Consider the following 17,350-nt stretch of genomic DNA (forward strand, 5'->3'; position numbering starts at 1 on the left):
TCAAGACTTGTCCCCTCCCCTCTCCGGACATGACCGAGCAGATTGACGGTGAGGCGGTGGCGGCGGATATCCGGGCCGAGCTACAGTCCACGGTGGACTCGCTCGCCGACGCGGGTGAGCGACCGACACTCGCGACAGTGCTGATGAGCCCCGATCCAGCCAGCGAGACGTACGTCTCGATGAAACAGAACGACTGCGAGGAACTCGGGATCAACGCACGCGATATCGAACTCGATCTCGACGAACCGGCCGAGGCGCTGTTCGACGTCATCGACGAACTGAACGCCGACGACGACGTCAACGGTATTCTCGTCCAGTCCCCGGTTCCGGACCACATCGACTACCGGGAGGTGCTCGAACGGATCGACCCCGAGAAAGACGTCGATGGGTTCCACCCGACGAACGTCGGCCGACTCGTCGCGGGCTACCCGCAGTACAAACCCTGCACGCCCCACGGCATCCAGAAACTTCTGGCAGCAACCGACGTCGACACCGAGGGGAAAGACGCAGTCGTGGTCGGCCGGTCACGGATCGTCGGCAAACCGATGGCGAACCTGTTCATCCAGAAAGCGCCCGGCGGCAACGCCACCACGACGGTCTGTCACTCTCGGACTGACGATCTGGCCGCAAAGACCCGCCAGGCCGACATTCTCGTCGCTGCAGCGGGCATCCCGGAGTTCATCGATGGCTCGATGCTCTCGGCGGGTGTCGTCGTGATCGACGTGGGGATCAACCGTGTCGATGCGGACACCGAGAAGGGGTACGAACTCGTCGGCGACGTGGACTACGAGAGCGCGGCGGCGAAAGCCAGCGCGATCACGCCCGTTCCCGGCGGTGTCGGACCGATGACCCGCGCGATGCTTCTGTACAACACCGTCAAAGCGACCGGGCTGCAGAACGACCTCGACGTCGACCTGCCGTAGACGCGCTGTTTTTTCTTACTACTCGTTTCCTCGATACACTGTATTCGCTGTCACATCGTCCGTCACGGTCACGTTCGCGCCGACGACGGCGTTCGTCCCGATTTCCACGCCCGGCAGGACGACAGCGCCGGCCCCGAGAAAGGCACCCTCGCCGATACTGACTGTCTCGAACTGGTCGTTCCGGTGTTCGATCCCCTCGTCGGTGAGGGCGTGTGTCACGCCGACGACGCTGGCGTTCGGGCCGATCTGGACGCGGTCACCGATCTCCGCGTTCTCGACGTAGCAGTTCGCGTTGATATCGACAGCGTCGCCGACGGTGGATTTCTTGATCGAGGTGCGCTCGTAGATCTGTGCGTCGTCCCCGATTGTCGAATCGTGGATCGTCACGTACTCCCGGATCTCGACCGCGGCGAGTTGCGAGTTCTCGATGTTCGCGGTCTCGTCGATAGCCATACGCTGGTTTCTGTCGTCTGCGAAAAGTAACTTTCCCGGTGGTCAGAGCTGTTCGGTGTCGAGTCGATCCAGTGCGCGCGCCAGCGCGGTCTCGTCGTCCTCGCGCAGGTAGGTCCCGAGATCTCGAATCGCCCGGACGAGCTGTTCGGCCTCTCTGGGATCGACGTCCCCATCTAAGGCTTCGACCCGCTTGCGGTGGGCGGTGATCGCCGAGAGCACGCTGTCGACGCTTTGCTCCCGGTCGTCGAGGAACTGCCGGAGGTCGCTCAGGTAGGCGTTCGTCGCTGCGGCGACGGCCAGCCCGCGCTCGGGGTGAAGACCCGCCGGGACTGCATCGGGCCCCGGTCGGTCCCCTGTGTCTGCACCCCGGAGGAGTTCGAGGAAGTACAGCTCCTCGCTGTCGTCGATCTGCATCACTCGGCTCAGGGTCGCGCCGACCCGACGGAGTTCGCAGGCTGCGAGATACTCCTCGGAGAGTGGCTGTAGTTCGTCCGCGTGAATAAATCCGACCGTCTTGATGTACGCTCTGCACTGGTCGCTCGCCTGTTCTGCGAGCATTTCGAGTGGCTCGTCGTCGATCGCTCCTTTGATTGCTGTGAGATCGAGGGACGCAGTACCCGCAGTGTGTGTTTTCCGTTCGCCGACACCGACACTCTGAGTGCTCCCACACTCCGGGCAACTGATCTCTCCCGTCTCGTAGTACGACCACCGCTGGCCGCAGTCCGCACACTCCCGTTCGCCGCGAATATCCATATCTGGTCTTGGGTTGCCGGCCACATATATTCGGTCGTCTGGACTGTGGTCGTACTGCTGTCAGCGAAATACTTTGGTGTGTGCCTGTCCCACACACAGCTATGCGCGACGAATCGGAGATTCGAGAACAGTACGAATTTCTCAGCGAGCAGTTAGAGTCCGAGGAGATGAGCCACGAGGGTGTGAGACAGATGTTCACTTACTACAAGCGTGCGATTGGGTGGGTACTCGAAGAGGAGCATATGTGACCGAGGCCATTACATTTATACTCCTCTAACTGATTGTTCCTAGTGACGCTTCGTCTGGAGGGCCGAAGCGTCAGCGGGGACCAATTCAGGGCGGCAAATGCCTGCCATTTTTCCGGCGGGCATTTTGCTTTCCGTTTTCGTACGCCAGATAGCACCTGCTCTCTACGCTGTCATCCGTTTACACGCTCCCCGAAGACAGATAAAGGGAGCTACCAAACTGATTCATATGCTGCTGGTGCTGTGTGTCGACCTGGACGACGATCTCGGTCGGAAGACCGGGATGGAGACACCAGTGGTCGGCCGCGAGGCAGTCAAGGACGCTGCGGTTGCGCTCGCGACGGCCGACCCCGAGGACAGCGACGTCAACGTCCTCTTCGAGGGGATCCACATCGCCGAGGAGATCGAAGACGAGACTGTCGAGGTCGCCGCAGTCACCGGTATCGACGGCCGGGAGATCGAAGCGAACCGGAAAGTCGGCGAGGAGGTCGACCGTGTGCTGGCGGAGATTTCGACGAGCGAGACGATCCGCGCGATCGTCGTCACGGACGGCGCACAGGACGAGTCGGTGATTCCGGTGATCCGCTCCCGGATCCAGATCGACAGCGTCCGCCGCGTCGTGGTCCGCCAGTCCCAGGATCTGGAGTCGATGTACTACACGATCAAGCAGGTGCTCGACGACCCCGAAACGCGCGGGACGCTGCTGGTCCCACTGGGGATCTTGCTTTTGATCTACCCACTCACGATCGTCGCGAACTTGCTCGAACTCCCGGGCACTGTCTTCGGGATCGTCTCGGGGATGCTCGGACTGTATATCCTCGCGCGTGGGCTGGGTGTCGTCGAGTGGGTCGATCGTACTGTCGAGCGACTCCGGACGGCACTGTTTACCGGCCGACTCACACTGATCACATCGGTCGTCGCCGCGGCGCTGCTGCTGGTCGGTGGCGTCAGCGGTCTCAACACTCTAGAGGAGGTCCGGGCCACCCAGGGCGGTCTCGACGCGTTCGAAGTGATCGCGGCGGTGTTGTTTGGCTCGATCCAGTGGTTCGCTGCCGCGGGCGTCACGAGTAGTCTGGGGCGTGTGACTGACGAGTACATCTCCGGCGAGTTCCACTGGCGGTATCTCAACGCTCCGTTCTACGTGGTCGCGATTGCAGCTGTTCTGCACGGCTTGAGTGCCTTTTTCCTCGGCGAGGCCGCGCTCGAGTATCTGGCATTTATGTTGACGGCTGGAACCCTGCTCGGACTCGCGAGTACGCTCTCGTTCGCCGTGGCCGAGTCCTGGGCCGAGGAGAAGGCCGGGACGATCTGAGGAGGATGAGTACGATGATGGGATTGGCTTTTTGCGGTTATGAATAGCAAGAAAGCCTGTGGAGACTAATCGGAGATCCCCACTCGAAACAACAAGAAAGCGACCGGGGGCTTTCTTGCTGTTCTAAACCCACACGGCCGACCTTCCAGAACTAGCCACTATTGACCACAACCCAAAATGGATATGAACCGGCCGCTGCAACGACGGGTGAGGGCACGTAGCTCAGTCCGGACCAGAGCGTCGGACTTCTATCCCCGTGACGACAGTGATGGGGGAAGACATCCGACGGTCGTGGGTTCAAATCCCACCGTGCCCGTGCACCGACCACTGGGGGCGAACCGGCATGCAGGGGATTTGACCCAGGGATGTCGAGGGAGAAATTGGTTCCTGGGTGATGTGTGCATGAGCTATATTTATCGATTGCTGTCACCCGGCAAACATGCCAAAGGCACCGATAATCGTCATTCCAATCCCGATCACTCGAGTGAGCCCCACTTTCCACTCCGCAGGTTCAATTTCGGACCACGATCGTCTGCTCCCAATTCCGTCAAGTCGCTCTTCGAACCGTGCGATCTTGTACGGCCAGATCGCACTAGGGAAACCAAAAACCAACATGATGAGGGCCAATTCAGGTTCCATATTGGATCCCAAATGGGAGGCATGATAGTCTTTGTGGAACAGCGCCACAGGCCAGCAGCCGATGTCGCTCATCCCAGCCGCGATGATGTCGTCATGGACGAGAGAAATCGCTGTGTAGAGCCGGGAACTGATCGGAGGGAGAACTCATGACCGCCAACTACGCCTCGATCTCCCCGACCGAGGCTGTCGGGATGTATCTCGACTCGAAGAAAGGCGAACACACGGAAGCCACCCTCAAGAGTTCGCGACACAGACTCAATACCTTCCTCCAGTTCTGGGACCAAGAAGGAATCGAAGATCTGACCACAATCTCCTGTCGGGAACTTTACAGATACTGAATCTGGCGACCTGAAGGCCAGGGCGACGGCCGCGAACCCGTGAAACTGGTCACGCTCAAAAGCCAGCTCGGAACACTCCGCAGTTTCCTCCACTTTGCAGCGAACATCGACGCTGTACCGGAAGATCTCGCCGAACAGATCCACCTGCCGAATATGACCAACGGGGATGACGTATCTGATTCTACGCTGAGACCCGAACGGGTTATCGAAATTCTCGACTACCTGGAAGGCGCGCAACCCGGCTCCCGTGACCACATCACTCTGATGCTGCTATGATGAACTGGCGCACGGACTGGCGCAATCCGAGCGCTCGACCTCGAAGATCTCGATCTCGATGGCTCCCACCCCTGCGTCTCCGGGCCGGCGGTCCAGTTCGATCACTGACCGGAAACCGGCACCCCACTCAAGAACAAACAGAACGGAACTCGGTGGAACCGGATCGGCCAGAAAGCAGCTGCGTATCTCGAAGACTACATCGAGTATCACCGCCACGATGTCACCGACGATCACGGCCACAACCCTCTGATCACCAGCACCCAGGGGTGTCTCACTGGCAACTCTATCCGCACGTTACTCTCCAGAATCACCCGTCCGTGCTGGCGCGGTGAGGATTACAGAACTGGTACGGACCAGGTCTGACACCCCAGCCTCAAGAGACTCGCCTCCGTACCAGCAGTCGATGAGTTCCGACGACGTTGGAGAGGCGGCGGCTGTACTCGCCCGGATCGTCGCGAACGCGACCGACACCGATCTGGGGTCGCTGGGTGGGGAGACGACCCTCTTTGGACGAGAGACGCCGCCGATGCCGACCGACCGCGTGCCGGATATTCTTGCGGGCGCGGATGCCTTGGTGGGCGTCGTGCCACGACTCGACCAGTCACTGCTCGGTGCGCTTCGCGACCGCGAGACGGACCTGACGGCGCGGATTGTCGTCACCGGGCAGGCACGCGAGCAGCTCACCGGCCCGACGCGACTGGCTGCACGCTCGATCCTCGAAGAACGCGATGTAGACCTCTACGCACACGAGGGCGACTCGCCGGTCGGGGTGTTGCTCGTCGACGAACGCGCGCTGGTCGGACTGTTCGATGACAGGGGCCTCGCCGCCGCGATGGTTACCGACGCACCGGCGGTCCGTGAGTGGGCCGTCGAAACCTGTGAGCGCTACCGCGACGCCTCGGAGATGTTGTTCGACTGACTGATCTGGTGACGGGAGGCTGTGTCTCGTCTCCCATGGTGGGTGCAGACAGCCCGCTGAACAGACCGAAACGCAAATGGACTTTATCAGGCAACCGAGTTACAACAGATTAGTGGAAAATATTTAGTCGAGCCAACCTAAAATTAAATGATGGTCCGCATTAGCAACATCGTTATGCGGGTACTACAGGAGTCGGGAATTCTGGATTCGGTCGTCGGTACGATTACTGACTACCGCAAGTATGCAGAAAACGAATACTACAGGCACAGGATACAGGAGACTGCCGAGACTGTTGGCCCTGGTCTGTACGTCGATGGCGAAACCCACGTCAACGCGAAGACGAAAATCGGGAAGGGCGCCCATTTCCACGGGCTAAATATTCGGAGGGAAGGTCCAGTCACGATCGGCGATAACTTCCACGCCGGAGATGGCTGTGAGATTATCACTGCAACCCACAACTACGACTATGGCGAGGCAATCCCCTACGACGATAGCTTCGTCGTCGACGAAGTGATCATCGAAGACAACGTGTGGTTCGGTATCAACGTTACCGTCCTTCCGGGGGTGACGATTGGTGAGGGTGCGATAATCCAGGCAGGATCTGTCGTCGTCGACGACATCCCTGCGAGGGCGATCGCTGGTGGGCATCCGGCGAGAGTGTTCAAGCGACGAGACAGGGAACACTACGAGCGGCTCAAAGTTGCGGGCAAATTCAAATAACGCCGCTCGTCGACGCGGAAAATCTCACTCTCGTGGGGAGTCTACAACCTCCTGCACGCCGATCCAGTTCGAAATGGTTCCCGAAGGACCGTCGATCGGGAGGAGCGAGACACGGTTTCTGAACTGGGTGCCGTCTTTCCGGTAGTTTTGCAGTTCGACAGTCACGGCCTCCCAGATATCGATCGCCTCGCGCAGATCCGCCACGGGGGCGTCTTCGGTTGCCGGCCCCTGGAGCAGTCGGAGATTCTCGCCACGGACCTCCGACAACGAGTAGCCAGTCATCTCCCGGAACGTCCGGTTGGCGTAGATGATCGGATTGTCCTGGAACGCCGGTCCGGAGAGTGCGAGTCCGAACGGCGCGTCGTCGAGGATCCACAGCCGCCAGACGAGTTCCTGCTCGTATGCATCGAGTGTCTCGAATCCTGCGAATTCTTCGGGGCCGTCGAACGCTGCCGGCTCGTCTGCTCGGTCGAGTCGGTCTGGCGCGCTGTCGGAGAGGTCGACGGCTTCTGTTCGAAACACCGTCAGACCAGCCTGGAGTGTGTCGGTAATCGCATCTCTGTCAGCCATCAGTATCGTGTTGGCGACTATTGGGACAATCGACACATACCTCTGTTGTCCCGGATTGCTGGGACCTCACTCCTCGGGCGCCCCGGGTTCGACTCCCTGCATCAGTGAGCGAATGCGCCCACCCTCGCCAAACAGGAGCTCCGGATAGACGCCGACAGTCACCAGAAAGTCGCCTCCCATCTCGGTGGCTTCGCTGACGTACAGATTGAGTTTGATCGGACTCCCGTCGTAGCCTGCGTCGGCTCTGAATTTCGTCGCTGTCGTCTGCTCGCCGTCGATCGTGACCGAGCGTTCGTCCTCTTGCTGGAGGTTCTCGATACCCAGAAACTGGTCCTGGATCATCGTCGCGAGCTCCGTCGTCGACATCTTTTCGACCGGGTTGAACTCCCGGCCGAGCACGGTGACCTGTGGTGTCGTCACGGCGGCGAAGATTGCACCGACCCGTTCGCCGAGCGGGCCGAGGTTGACGGTTCGATCGTAGGTCGTGAGTTTGTTCGTTACCTCCACTGTCCGGCTCTGCCCGCCGGCGCTGAACTCCTCCTCGGTGACCTCTTCGGTGAGCCCGTCGAAGCTGTAGCCTGTCTCGTCGAGAACAGGCTGGCTAACCCGCGAGGGACTGGCCTCGAAGGTGGCCGGCCCACCGCCGATGATATCGAGGCAGCCGGCGAGACTCGCCACTCCAGACACCGCACCGACAGCCGCGAGATAGGCCCGACGTGATGTCACTCTCCTACCACAACTGATGGCGAACAGCGACATAGCCCTTGTGCCAGCCGTAGACCCAATCTCATGCCGAACGGTCACATACTACCCGCACGCTTTTTTACATATCATCCGACATTGCAGCCATGTCCCGTCGGTTCGCCATCGTCGACGTGTTCGCCCGTCAGAAGTACGCCGGTAACCAGCTCGGTGTCGTCACCGACGCCACAGACCTCACTACCGAAGAGATGCAGGCGATTGCAGCCGAAATCGATTACTCGGAGACAACCTTCGTTACTGGCGAGCCAGCGGGAGGCGGGTGGCCGGTTCGGATTTTCACGCCGACCGAAGAGCTCCCCTTCGCCGGCCATCCGACACTCGGCACCGCGGCGGTGATCCGCGATCAGCTCGCCGACGGCCAGCCGGCGTCGGTCACACTCGACCTCCCGGTGGGCCAGATCCCGGTCGACGTCCGCGAGCGCGACGGCCGGGAGACGCTCTGGATGAAACAGAACGACCCCGAGTTCGGCGACCAGATCGCCCCCGAAGAGGCCGCACGCGTGCTCGGACTCGATCCCGGCCAGATCGCCTCTACCTATCCTGTCCAGGCCGTCTCGACCGGTCTGCCTGCGATCGTCGTCCCGCTGGTCGACCGCGGGGCGCTCGAAACGATCGATCTCGACCGGCAGGCGTACGACGACCTCGTCGGAGACCGCGAGGCGAAGCTCGTCCACGCCTTCTGTGCGGACCCGCGCGAGGCCGACCACGACGTCGCGGCCCGCATGTTCGCACCCTACTACGGCGTGCCCGAAGATCCCGCGACTGGCTCCGCCAACGGCTGTCTGGCTGGCTATCTCTCCCACCACGAGTATTTCGGGTCGAGTACCGTCGACGTTCGCGTCGAGCAGGGCTACGAGATGGGACGCCCATCGTTACTTTATCTCGAAGCAGACCGGGCTGTCTCGGGGGAAATCGACGTCGAGGTCGGTGGGAGTGTCGTTCCCGTCGCGCGTGGCGAGTTGCTCTGAGCGGTCGACTGCTGCGTCTTCGCCGCAACCGACGAGTCTTTGCACTTCTCGCCCAACGTAGTGGTGATGTCCGTTAGCCTCTCCAGGGACGTTCTCTTTCAGTACTACCGCTTTTCGCTGTACAACTCCCCGTTTCCCGCCCACGACGAGGGCTGTGCGATCGATCTCTACCCCGAGACCGAGACGGCCCCATCGCCCGTCGCTGGCAAGGTCGACGACACGCGGACAGTCACAGCGCCTTCGAAACCCTACGCAGCCGAGCACGACCATCTCATCCTGATCGATACGGGTACACACGTTGCCCGGATTCTCCACGTCGATCCGAGCGTCGAGACAGGGGATCGCGTCGAAGTGGGAGACTCGCTCGGCGAACTCGTCAGGGCCGGCTTTTTCGCCCCCTGGGTGCCCAACCACGTCCATCTCGGCTTCCGGGAGTACGACGCCAACCCCTACCGAGCCTCGGGTTCGCTTCCAGTGTCGGTCGAGCCGTCTGTCAGACCAGTTTCGTGGGACGGCACCGGGACGGTCGTCGACGCGGGCGAAACGTGGGTTCGGCTCGACGAGCCGACCCACCCCGACCCAGCTGAGTACTTCGTCGGACTGGACAGCGACGGCGGTGTTCTCGACGGTGGCTTCCCGCACTACGACGGCGGTGGCCTCCTGGGTGAGGGTGAGCAGGCTGTACTCGCAGGCGCCACCGTGGGGACCGTTTCCGGTCGAACGGTCACCTGGGACGACTGCAGAGTCTCTGCAAACGGCACTCCCGTGACTGGAGTTGCGCTGTTCTGTGCACGCGACCAGTTCGGGATCAAACTCGTCGGCCGCGAGATCGATCTGGCGGTCGGCGACGCTGTCGAGGTGACGGTCAGTACTCCAACGTGACGATCAGCACTCTCGACTTCGATGCGGTATAGACACAGAGATTTCTGTTTCACGACTACGTGTCGGTTCCGACGAGTGCAAACTCCGTCCCGATCCCGTGTTCGCTCGCGTGCTCGTAGATGACGTGTGCCGCAGCCACGTCCTGAATCGCCAGTCCGGTCGAGTCGAAGACTGTCACTCCATCACTGGTCCGACCAGTGACGTCGCCGGCGACGATATCACCCAGTTCACCGTGGATATCGCTGTCGTCGAGCAGGCCCGCTTCCCACGGGACGTTGATCTCACCGGAGTGAGTACACTGCTCGTAGTCGTCGATCACGATCGTTGCCGTCGTGAGTATCTCGTCTGCGATCTCGTGTTTGCCGGGTGCGTCGGCCCCCATCGCGTTGATGTGAGTGTTCTCACCGGCTTCGTGGACGATCGGCTCACGGACGGGCGTGGTTGTCGAGACAATATCAGCGCGTGCGGTCTCTGCAATCGACGTTCCGCGGACGTCGAACTCGTCGCCGAACGCCTCTTTGAACGCCTGAATTGCCTCATCCCGGACATCGCTTACGAGTACCTCCTGAATATCTCGGACCTGGGAGATCGCTTCGAGCTGGGTGTCGGCCTGGATGCCAGCGCCGACGAGTCCGAGCGTCGTGGCGTCCTCGGGTGCGAGATACCGGGTCGCGACGGCCGCTGCTGCGCCGGTCCGGAGTCGCGTGAGCCCAGTCCCATCGAGCAATGCGAGTGGAAACGCTGTTTCGGGATCGGAGTAGATCATCGTCCCCATCACCGTCGGCAGGTCGTGGTTGTCGGGGTTGTCGGCGTGTGAGTTGACCCACTTGATGCCCGCCGCTTCCCAGTCGTCGGCGTGGATGTAGGCCGGCATCGACCGGAAGTCGCCGTTGTACTGCGCCAGATCGATGTAGGATTTGGCCGGCATCTGCGTGTCACCACGGCCGTAGGCACCGAATGCCGACTCGACGGCATCGATTACCTCGCCCATCTCCGTGCTGGCTGTGACATCGTCCGGATCGAGAAGCAGCGTCTCCATGAGTGGAGTTTTCGGGAGGAGTCACTTATAATTGGGCTGGGAGTCGGTGGGTGGTGTGGTGTACTTGCGAGAATGGGACCGTGACTAACAGGAAAGCCCCAACAGTAGGTGAGTCAGCATTACCGCCTCAAACAACAAGAAAGGGGCCGTCCGCTTGGTCCATCCCGGCCGACGCAAGCACCGACGGAGCGCAGCGAGGCCCGGATGGTCAAGCGGACTGGGGCTTTCTTGCTGTTCGAAGCAGTTCTCTCACCGGTTCGAACTGAAAGACACAGTACAACAGTAACTCATACTGGTGGCTGTAAGAAACTGAAGAATTGCGCCACCCCGGGGTGGCGCATATCTTTACGAATTTACAGCCACCAGTATCAAAAACCTCAGTCAGATCGCACGCTCGACGGCCGCAATCGCCTCCTCGATATCCTCGTCGGAGATGTCCCAGTGCGTACAGAACCGGATCGTCCGCTCGGCGAAGGGCACACCCAGCACCCCCTCGTTCTCACAGTCATCCAGCACAGCCTCAGCATCCCGTTCGGTGTGCACGAGTACGATATTCGTCTCCGGTGAATCGACCGAGAGCCCATCGATCCCCGCCAGTCCGTCGGCGAGCCGTTCGGCGCGACGGTGATCCTCCCCGAGTCGCTCCCGATTTTCGAGCGCACGAACACCAGGCGCGGCGATCATTCCCGCCTGGCGCATCCCACCGCCGAACAGCTTTCTGATCCGGCGAGCCTCCTCGACGACCGACTCGGGACCGGCGAGCATCGACCCCACTGGCGCACCCAGCCCCTTCGAGAGACAGCACATCACCGTATCGACTGGCGCGACAAACTCCGAGGCAGGACAGTCCTGCGCGACGGCCGCGTTGAACAGACGCGCGCCGTCGAGGTGGACCGAGACGCCGAGGTCGTGGGCAGCCTCCGCCGTGGCTTCGATCTCCGCCGGCGCGAGTGCGACCCCGCCCTTGCTGTTGTGGGTGTTTTCGAGTGTCACCAGCCCAGTGCCGGGCCGGTGCCCATCTTCCGCCACATACCCCTCCCGGACTTGCGCGGGCGAGATCGCGCCGCGCTCGCCGCCGTCGATGGTTCGGGGCTGAACTTCGGCGTGCTGGGCCAGCCCTGCGAGTTCCCACTTGTAGATGTGACTCTCTCGTTCGCAGAGCACCTCCTGGCCGCGTTCTGTATGCACGCGGCCGGCGATCTGGTTACCCATCGTCCCCGACGGAACGAACAGGCTGGCCTCCGTGCCGAGAACGTTGGCCACGCGCTCTTGCAGGTCGTTGACTGTCGGATCCTCGCGGTAGACATCGTCGCCGACTGGGGCGTCCCGGGCAGCCTCGCGCATCTCCTCGCTGGGTCTGGTGACAGTATCGCTGCGCAGATCGATCATATCCACGTTACTCGCTGGGAGAACAAAACATCAGAGGGCGACCACAACTTTCCAGCTATCGCTCGACGACCAGCAACGCGACGCGCTCACGGACGAGATCCGAAATCCCGCCCTTGGTCACATCCAGTTCAGTCTCGGTAATCTCGAAAAACTCACAGACAGACTCGCGGTCGTACTCGCCGAGTACGTCCTTCGCGTCGAGCAACCCCTCGATTTCCGCTGCAGCATTTCGCTCACTTTCCGTCCTCTCGACGCTGCCATCTTCGCCCCATTCGTCTCCATCCCAGTCGTGTTCGTCGCAATCCACGACACAGATGACGACCGGGCACTCGCCGGTACTGACGCCCATCTCGAAGGCCCGGTTGATCTGCCGTCGCCCGGCCGCATAGAGCAGGATCTCCACACCACGGTCGTCTGCGATCATCTCGTCGCGAGCCATTGCGCGGGTCGCATTGTCGACTGCCCGGCGGAGATGGGCGCGGTCGACGACGTAGTTGGCGTCGAAGGCCTGGGCGGTGACACCGTGGCTGTCTGCGATTTCACCCAGCTGCTCGACGAAGGCCCCGATATCGTCGATCTCCGCGACACCCTCGACGACCTCCATCAGAAATCACCCAGATTGGCCTGGTCGTCCGCTGTCTCCTCTGTCGCGTCAGCCTCGCGTGCCTGCGCGGCGGTCTCCTCGTCGGCGTCGACGGCATCCATCGACGGATTCCGGTGGCCGGCGTTTTCGAGAATGTTCTCTGCGGTCTTCTCCCGGCCGCGGAGTGCAGCGAGAACGACCGACTTGTCTGCCTCCCGGAGCTGTGTCCGGTCCTCGATCCCCGCGTCGTACAGCCGGCGGGCACGCTTCCGACCCACACCGCGCACACCAGCCAGATCGACCAGTTCCTCCCTGACGCCGTGTTCGACACGCAGGCGTGCCTCGCGGATCTGCGAACCGACACCGAGATCCAGTTCGGCCGCGAGCGATTCCGCCGCGCCGAGCAGCCACTGAGCTGTGTCGACTTTCCCGCGGATATCGCCGGGGCCGATCCCGTACGTTTCGGTGATCTCGTCCTCGTCGAGTTCGCTCGCCCAGTCTTCGAGCAGACGGGCGGTTTTCAGCGCCGACAGCCAGTCCTCGAAGCCGTCTTCGAACTCCGAGGGCGCAGCGCCGAGCAGTTCATCCTCGCGCTCGTAAGCCAGCATCGTGTACTCCTCGTCCTCACCGGATCGCAGGTACAGCTGGTACATATCCGGCGTCCGACAGACGAGGTGATACAGCCCCAGCGGCGTCGGCTCGCCATCTTCTAGCCCGTCGATGATCTCCGCGGCACTCATCGGATCGAGGTAGAGCCGCGAGACAGTGTGGCCGAGATTCGTCGCCGAGAGTCCCTCTGCGGTCTGTTCGAGGAACCCATTGACGTCGAGATACGCGATCACGTCGTCGACGACCGTCTCCAGTCGCCGCCGGTCGGCGGTCTGTTCGGCATAGAGGGTTCCGTCCAGGAAATCGAGCAGTCCCTCCCGCGAGCGGGCGAAGCCGGAGGCGACCGTCGCGAGGATGTGGGTCCGCAACGCGGGTTCGGCGGCGAGTTTCGAGCGGACTGGCTCGGGATCGGCCCAGACGTAGCGTTCGAACAGTTCGTCGAGTTCGTCGTGGCTCGACGCGACGAGTACCGCCTCGCCGTAGGGGTCCCGGCCCGGCCGACCGGCCCGGCCCATCATCTGGTGGACTTCGAGTACCGACAGGGGTTGCATCCCGCCTGCGGTCCCGTCGTACCGACGCCAGTCACGGACGACCACTCTTCGGGATGGGGTGTTGACACCCGCCGCGAGCGTCGGCGTCGCGCAGACGACCTTGATGAGTCGGTCCCTGAATCCCTCCTCGACGAGCGATCTGTGCTCCCGGGAGAGCCCGGCGTGATGGAAGGCTGCGCCCTTCTCGACGGCGTCGGCGAGATCTGCGCTCGTATCTGTATCGCTTACGTCGCGGATCTCGGCTGCAATCTCGGCGAGTCGTTCTTCCTCCTCGCCGGTCACCGCCTTGCCGGTCGTGTTTGCCAGTCGTCTGGCCGCAGCCTCGGCGTTCTTCCGGGAGTTGACGAAGACGAGTGTCGAGCCCTCTTCGGCCAGCGTATCACGGACGACTGCCGCAGTTTGCTCTTCGTTGCGGTCGACTGCGAGGCGTTTCTGACTGCCGTCTTCGAGTTGCAGTGCATCCCCGTAGTGGACGCCCTTTTTGAGATCGATGGGTCGCCAGTCCGAGTCGACCAGTTCCGCGTCGAGCCAGTCGGCCAGTTTGTCCGCGTTGCCGATCGTCGCCGACAGTGCGACCGTCTGGAGGTCTGGATTCAGTGATCGGAGTTTCGCGAGTGTCACTTCGAGTGTGGGGCCGCGTTCGCCGTCGTCGACGAGGTGGACTTCGTCGGTGACGACACAGGAGAGGTCGTCCAGCCATGGTGCGTCGTTTCGCACCAGCGAGTCGACTTTCTCGCTGGTCGCGACGATGATATCCTTGCCGGCGAGCCAGCCACCCTCGGACTCGTAGTTGCCGGTGGTCACGCCGACGTCGAGTCCGTACGCTTCGAACTCGGCGAACTCCTCCTGTTTCTCGCTCGCGAGCGCGCGTAGCGGGACGATGTAGAGTGCTTTCCCGCCCCGGTCGACGCTCGACAGCATCGCGAGCGTCGCGATGAGTGTCTTGCCACTGGCGGTCGGGATGGCGGCGACGAGATTCTCGCCCTGGGTGACGCCACGTTCGACAGCCTCGGCCTGGGGTGGGTAGAGTGATTCGATCCCCTGGTCGCGTAGATGCTCGGTCAACCACTCCGGCACCGCCGGAATCTCCGCAATATCCATTACTGTGGGTTCGGGCGTCCTCTGATTTCAACCTTCGTCTCTCGGAGTTGGATTGGGTGTGGTTTGTAGTGGATTACCCTCAAACAGCAAGAAAGCCCCGGGTCGCTGAGCGACTGCGACTCGCTGCGCCCTTCGCTCACTGCGTTCGCTCCAGTGCTTGCGTCGTCTCGTTCGCCCAGCGACCCGCCCCTTTCAGTCCCTCCCAGCCTGGAAATCCACATCGGGCGGGACTGAAAGGGGCTGTTCGCTTGATCCGTCCCGGGCGAAGCAAGCACCTACTGGAGCGTGGTTCGAGAGAGCTTCGCTCTCTCGTCATCACGAAAGACGCTTCGCGTCTTTCGAACGACAGCGAGCCCCGGACGGTCAAGCGGGCAGGGGCTTTCTTGCTGTTCCGAATGCACTCAGATACCGTTTTGCCTCTTCGAACCCACGATCCTATCTCCATCACCTCTTTGCCGCCCGCCCCCCAACACCGAGTATGCGAATCGAATTCGACCGCGATACGTGTATCGGGATGTTCCAGTGTACGGCGGAGTGGGATGCCTTCCAGCGCGACGAGGACGACGGCAAGGCCGACCTCGAAGGGAGTGAAGAACAGGAAGACGATATCTTCGTCCGGGAGGTTCCCGAGGGCGAGGAACTCGACGCAAAATTCGCTGCTCGCTCCTGTCCGGTCGACGCCATTGCAGTCTACGACGACGACGGCGAGCAGATTATTCCGTAACTGTCGAAATAACAGCAATAAAGTGTCCCGACGGCGACCTCACGGTAGATATGGCTGGTAGCAAAGGCGTCGTGATTGCCGCGATGTTCGCCAACGGTGGTATCGCAGTACTGAAATTTATCGGCTTTCTGCTTACCGGCAGCCCCTCCATGCTTGCGGAGACGTATCACTCGATCTCCGATACGGGCAACCAGGTGTTACTGCTGGTCGGCATCAAATACAGCCAGCAAGACCCCTCCAGCGCCCACCCCTTCGGCTACGGGAAAGCGCAGTTCTTCTATGCCTTCCTGGTCTCCGTCCTCCTCTTCGGTGTCGCAGGCTGGGAGAGCCTGAAACACGGAATCTCCGAACTCCGCGCCGGTGGACACGAGACCGAGGCAGGCGCCGCCGAGTTTCTCGGATTCACGATCGACATCCCGACACCGATCGATCCGTTCTGGCTCTCGATTCTCATTCTGTTGGGTGCGATCGTCTTCGAAACCTACGCGTTCGTGAAGGCCCGTGCCGAACTCAAACGGCAGATGAACCAGTACGACTGGTCGGGCTACCGGGAGGCGTTCGACAAGACGAGCGATCTCTCGACGCTGACTGCCTTCATCGAGGATACCGTCGCCCTGCTCGGCCTCGTCGTCGCACTGATCGGGATCATCCTCTCGGAAGTGACCAGCAACCCGGTCTTCGACTCCGCCGGTGCAGTCGTCATCGGGGTGCTGTTGATGGGCTTTGCCCTCCTGCTCGCAATCGAGAACAAACAGCTCATCGTCGGGGAGAGCCTGTCCGACGACGTCGAACTCGAACTTCGCGATACGATCGAGGGCCACGATGGCGTCGCGGAGGTCACTGATCTCCGGACGATGTTCATCGGGGTCGGCCAGGTTCTCGTCACGGCGGACGTAAGCTTCGATCCAGCACTCGTGACCGGCGATATCGACGACGATGTCGCAGCGATCGAGGACAAACTCAAAGACGTCGACAACCGGGTGAAGTACGTCTACATCGAACCGGAGCTGTGAGGCTGCTCCCGGTCACGTCGACGTGATCGGGTGGGGCGACTCAACTCCGCGTGACGAAATGTGCGAGGTCGGTCGTGGTCACGATTCCGATGGGTTCGCCGTCCACAGTGACCGGGAGTTTCTTGACGGTGTTTTTCCCCATCCGCCTGCCTGCGGCAGCAACCGATTCCTGGGGACGGATCGAGACGACCGGCTCGGTCATTATCTCCCCGATAGTTGTCGACTGGAGATCCATCTCCTGACCGACCGCCGTCACGATATCTGTCTCGGTGACGATCCCCTCGATAATCTCGCCTTCGACGACTAACGAGCCGATATTGTTCTCTCGGAGTATGCGAGCGGCCTCCGGAATTGGTGTTTCACGGGACACTGTCCTGACCGGCGCGCTCATGATCTCCGAAACTGGAGTCTCTTCTTTGGACATCTGTATGTAACCTTTCTGTTTGGTTGATCTGTACGTGTTTAGCCCCGACGAATTTCGCCACTGTCTCGTAGTAGGCGACCAATCAAGGGGATATGTACCCTCAGCAAAGGCTAATTGAGCTTCTCCAGGGATGGTCTCCGCTCGGAGACCATCCCGG

General features: G+C 61.4%; 22 protein-coding genes and 1 tRNA gene. 12 read left to right on the top strand and 11 right to left on the bottom strand.

Annotation, left to right across the window (positions count from 1 at the left end; genetic code table 11):
• Positions 1–29: 29 nt before the first annotated feature.
• Complete coding sequence (locus tag EOW68_RS14475; protein ID WP_128225876.1) at positions 30–923, top strand: bifunctional methylenetetrahydrofolate dehydrogenase/methenyltetrahydrofolate cyclohydrolase; 894 nt, start codon at positions 30–32, stop codon at positions 921–923.
• An 18-nt stretch (positions 924–941) separates the two neighbouring features.
• Here the strand turns inward: EOW68_RS14475 and EOW68_RS14480 are convergent, their stop codons facing one another.
• Both EOW68_RS14480 and EOW68_RS14485 read right to left on the bottom strand, forming a co-directional pair.
• Positions 942–1,376: an acyltransferase gene (locus EOW68_RS14480; protein ID WP_128225877.1), complete on the bottom strand. Its 435-nt coding sequence runs from the start codon at positions 1,374–1,376 to the stop codon at positions 942–944.
• A 42-nt stretch (positions 1,377–1,418) separates the two neighbouring features.
• Positions 1,419–2,129: a DUF7117 family protein gene (locus EOW68_RS14485; RefSeq protein ID WP_128225878.1), complete on the bottom strand. Its 711-nt coding sequence runs from the start codon at positions 2,127–2,129 to the stop codon at positions 1,419–1,421.
• Positions 2,130–2,230: 101 nt separating this feature from the next.
• Here EOW68_RS14485 and EOW68_RS18875 point away from each other — a divergent pair, with 101 nt between their 5' ends.
• The 3 genes from EOW68_RS18875 to EOW68_RS14495 all read left to right on the top strand — a co-directional run bounded on the left by EOW68_RS18875 (position 2,231) and on the right by EOW68_RS14495 (position 4,002).
• Positions 2,231–2,377, top strand: coding sequence for a DUF8555 family protein (locus EOW68_RS18875; RefSeq protein ID WP_431358951.1), 147 nt, complete (start codon positions 2,231–2,233; stop codon positions 2,375–2,377).
• Positions 2,378–2,603: 226 nt separating this feature from the next.
• Positions 2,604–3,686 carry a DUF373 family protein gene (locus EOW68_RS14490; protein ID WP_128225879.1) on the top strand — a complete coding sequence of 361 codons (1,083 nt, stop codon included), beginning with the start codon at positions 2,604–2,606 and terminating at the stop codon, positions 3,684–3,686.
• A 211-nt stretch (positions 3,687–3,897) separates the two neighbouring features.
• Positions 3,898–4,002 (top strand) — tRNA-Arg (locus EOW68_RS14495).
• Positions 4,003–4,112: 110 nt separating this feature from the next.
• On the opposite strand, the gene EOW68_RS14500 is transcribed toward EOW68_RS14495, so the two are convergent.
• The gene (locus EOW68_RS14500) at positions 4,113–4,397 is read right to left on the bottom strand and encodes a DUF6199 family natural product biosynthesis protein (protein ID WP_431358952.1); all 285 of its coding nucleotides are present in this window, start codon (positions 4,395–4,397) and stop codon (positions 4,113–4,115) included.
• A gap of 74 nt (positions 4,398–4,471) precedes the next feature.
• On the opposite strand from EOW68_RS14500, the gene EOW68_RS14505 reads away from it, so the two are divergent.
• Together EOW68_RS14505 and EOW68_RS14510 are read left to right on the top strand one after the other, a co-directional pair.
• Entirely contained in the window at positions 4,472–4,663 is a 192-nt protein-coding gene (locus EOW68_RS14505; protein ID WP_128225880.1) for a hypothetical protein, read from the top strand.
• Positions 4,664–4,702: 39 nt separating this feature from the next.
• Positions 4,703–4,939, top strand: a complete 237-nt coding sequence (locus tag EOW68_RS14510) for a hypothetical protein (RefSeq protein WP_128225881.1) — start codon at positions 4,703–4,705, stop codon at positions 4,937–4,939.
• Here EOW68_RS14510 and EOW68_RS14515 read toward each other — a convergent pair.
• On the bottom strand, positions 4,934–5,179 hold the full coding sequence (locus tag EOW68_RS14515; protein ID WP_128225882.1) for a hypothetical protein: 246 nt from the start codon (positions 5,177–5,179) through the stop codon (positions 4,934–4,936). The genes EOW68_RS14510 and EOW68_RS14515 overlap by 6 nt on opposite strands.
• A 163-nt stretch (positions 5,180–5,342) precedes the next feature.
• Here EOW68_RS14515 and EOW68_RS14520 point away from each other — a divergent pair, with 163 nt between their 5' ends.
• The gene (locus EOW68_RS14520) at positions 5,343–5,858 is read left to right on the top strand and encodes a transcriptional regulator FilR1 domain-containing protein (protein ID WP_128225883.1); all 516 of its coding nucleotides are present in this window, start codon (positions 5,343–5,345) and stop codon (positions 5,856–5,858) included.
• Between the two features lie 150 nt (positions 5,859–6,008).
• A complete protein-coding gene (locus EOW68_RS14525; protein ID WP_431358953.1) occupies positions 6,009–6,578 on the top strand; it encodes an acyltransferase in 570 nt (189 codons plus the stop codon).
• 24 nt (positions 6,579–6,602) lie between these two features.
• Here EOW68_RS14525 and EOW68_RS14530 read toward each other — a convergent pair whose 3' ends face one another.
• Positions 6,603–7,148, bottom strand: coding sequence for a PAS domain-containing protein (locus tag EOW68_RS14530; protein ID WP_128225884.1), 546 nt, complete (start codon positions 7,146–7,148; stop codon positions 6,603–6,605).
• A 66-nt stretch (positions 7,149–7,214) separates the two neighbouring features.
• Positions 7,215–7,874: a DUF6517 family protein gene (locus tag EOW68_RS14535; RefSeq protein WP_128225885.1), complete on the bottom strand. Its 660-nt coding sequence runs from the start codon at positions 7,872–7,874 to the stop codon at positions 7,215–7,217.
• A gap of 122 nt (positions 7,875–7,996) precedes the next feature.
• Between EOW68_RS14535 and EOW68_RS14540 the strand changes: the two genes are divergently transcribed.
• Both EOW68_RS14540 and EOW68_RS14545 read left to right on the top strand, forming a co-directional pair.
• On the top strand, positions 7,997–8,878 hold the full coding sequence (locus tag EOW68_RS14540) for a PhzF family phenazine biosynthesis protein (RefSeq protein WP_128225886.1): 882 nt from the start codon (positions 7,997–7,999) through the stop codon (positions 8,876–8,878).
• A 66-nt stretch (positions 8,879–8,944) separates the two neighbouring features.
• Positions 8,945–9,760: a DUF8155 domain-containing protein gene (locus EOW68_RS14545; protein ID WP_128225887.1), complete on the top strand. Its 816-nt coding sequence runs from the start codon at positions 8,945–8,947 to the stop codon at positions 9,758–9,760.
• A gap of 55 nt (positions 9,761–9,815) precedes the next feature.
• Here EOW68_RS14545 and EOW68_RS14550 read toward each other — a convergent pair whose 3' ends face one another.
• The 4 genes from EOW68_RS14550 to EOW68_RS14565 form a co-directional block, all read right to left on the bottom strand.
• On the bottom strand, positions 9,816–10,799 hold the full coding sequence (locus tag EOW68_RS14550; protein WP_128225888.1) for an ornithine cyclodeaminase family protein: 984 nt from the start codon (positions 10,797–10,799) through the stop codon (positions 9,816–9,818).
• 381 nt (positions 10,800–11,180) lie between these two features.
• Positions 11,181–12,188, bottom strand: coding sequence for a threonine aldolase family protein (locus tag EOW68_RS14555; protein WP_128225889.1), 1,008 nt, complete (start codon positions 12,186–12,188; stop codon positions 11,181–11,183).
• 55 nt (positions 12,189–12,243) lie between these two features.
• Positions 12,244–12,792, bottom strand: a complete 549-nt coding sequence (cgi121, locus tag EOW68_RS14560) for a KEOPS complex subunit Cgi121 (protein WP_128225890.1) — start codon at positions 12,790–12,792, stop codon at positions 12,244–12,246.
• Positions 12,792–15,032: an ATP-dependent DNA helicase gene (locus EOW68_RS14565; RefSeq protein ID WP_128225891.1), complete on the bottom strand. Its 2,241-nt coding sequence runs from the start codon at positions 15,030–15,032 to the stop codon at positions 12,792–12,794. Before EOW68_RS14565 ends, cgi121 begins: the two co-directional genes overlap by 1 nt.
• 478 nt (positions 15,033–15,510) lie before the next feature.
• Here EOW68_RS14565 and EOW68_RS14570 point away from each other — a divergent pair, with 478 nt between their 5' ends.
• On the top strand, positions 15,511–15,756 hold the full coding sequence (locus EOW68_RS14570; protein ID WP_128225892.1) for a ferredoxin: 246 nt from the start codon (positions 15,511–15,513) through the stop codon (positions 15,754–15,756).
• Positions 15,757–15,806: 50 nt separating this feature from the next.
• Positions 15,807–16,769 carry a cation diffusion facilitator family transporter gene (locus tag EOW68_RS14575; RefSeq protein WP_128225893.1) on the top strand — a complete coding sequence of 321 codons (963 nt, stop codon included), beginning with the start codon at positions 15,807–15,809 and terminating at the stop codon, positions 16,767–16,769.
• Between the two features lie 40 nt (positions 16,770–16,809).
• Here the strand turns inward: EOW68_RS14575 and EOW68_RS14580 are convergent, their stop codons facing one another.
• Positions 16,810–17,193, bottom strand: coding sequence for a CBS domain-containing protein (locus EOW68_RS14580; RefSeq protein ID WP_128225894.1), 384 nt, complete (start codon positions 17,191–17,193; stop codon positions 16,810–16,812).
• Between the last annotated feature and the right edge of the window lie 157 nt (positions 17,194–17,350).

The sequence above is a fragment of the Halovenus amylolytica genome, assembly GCA_004015825.1.
Taxonomy (GTDB): Archaea; Halobacteriota; Halobacteria; order Halobacteriales; family Haloarculaceae; genus Halovenus; species Halovenus amylolytica.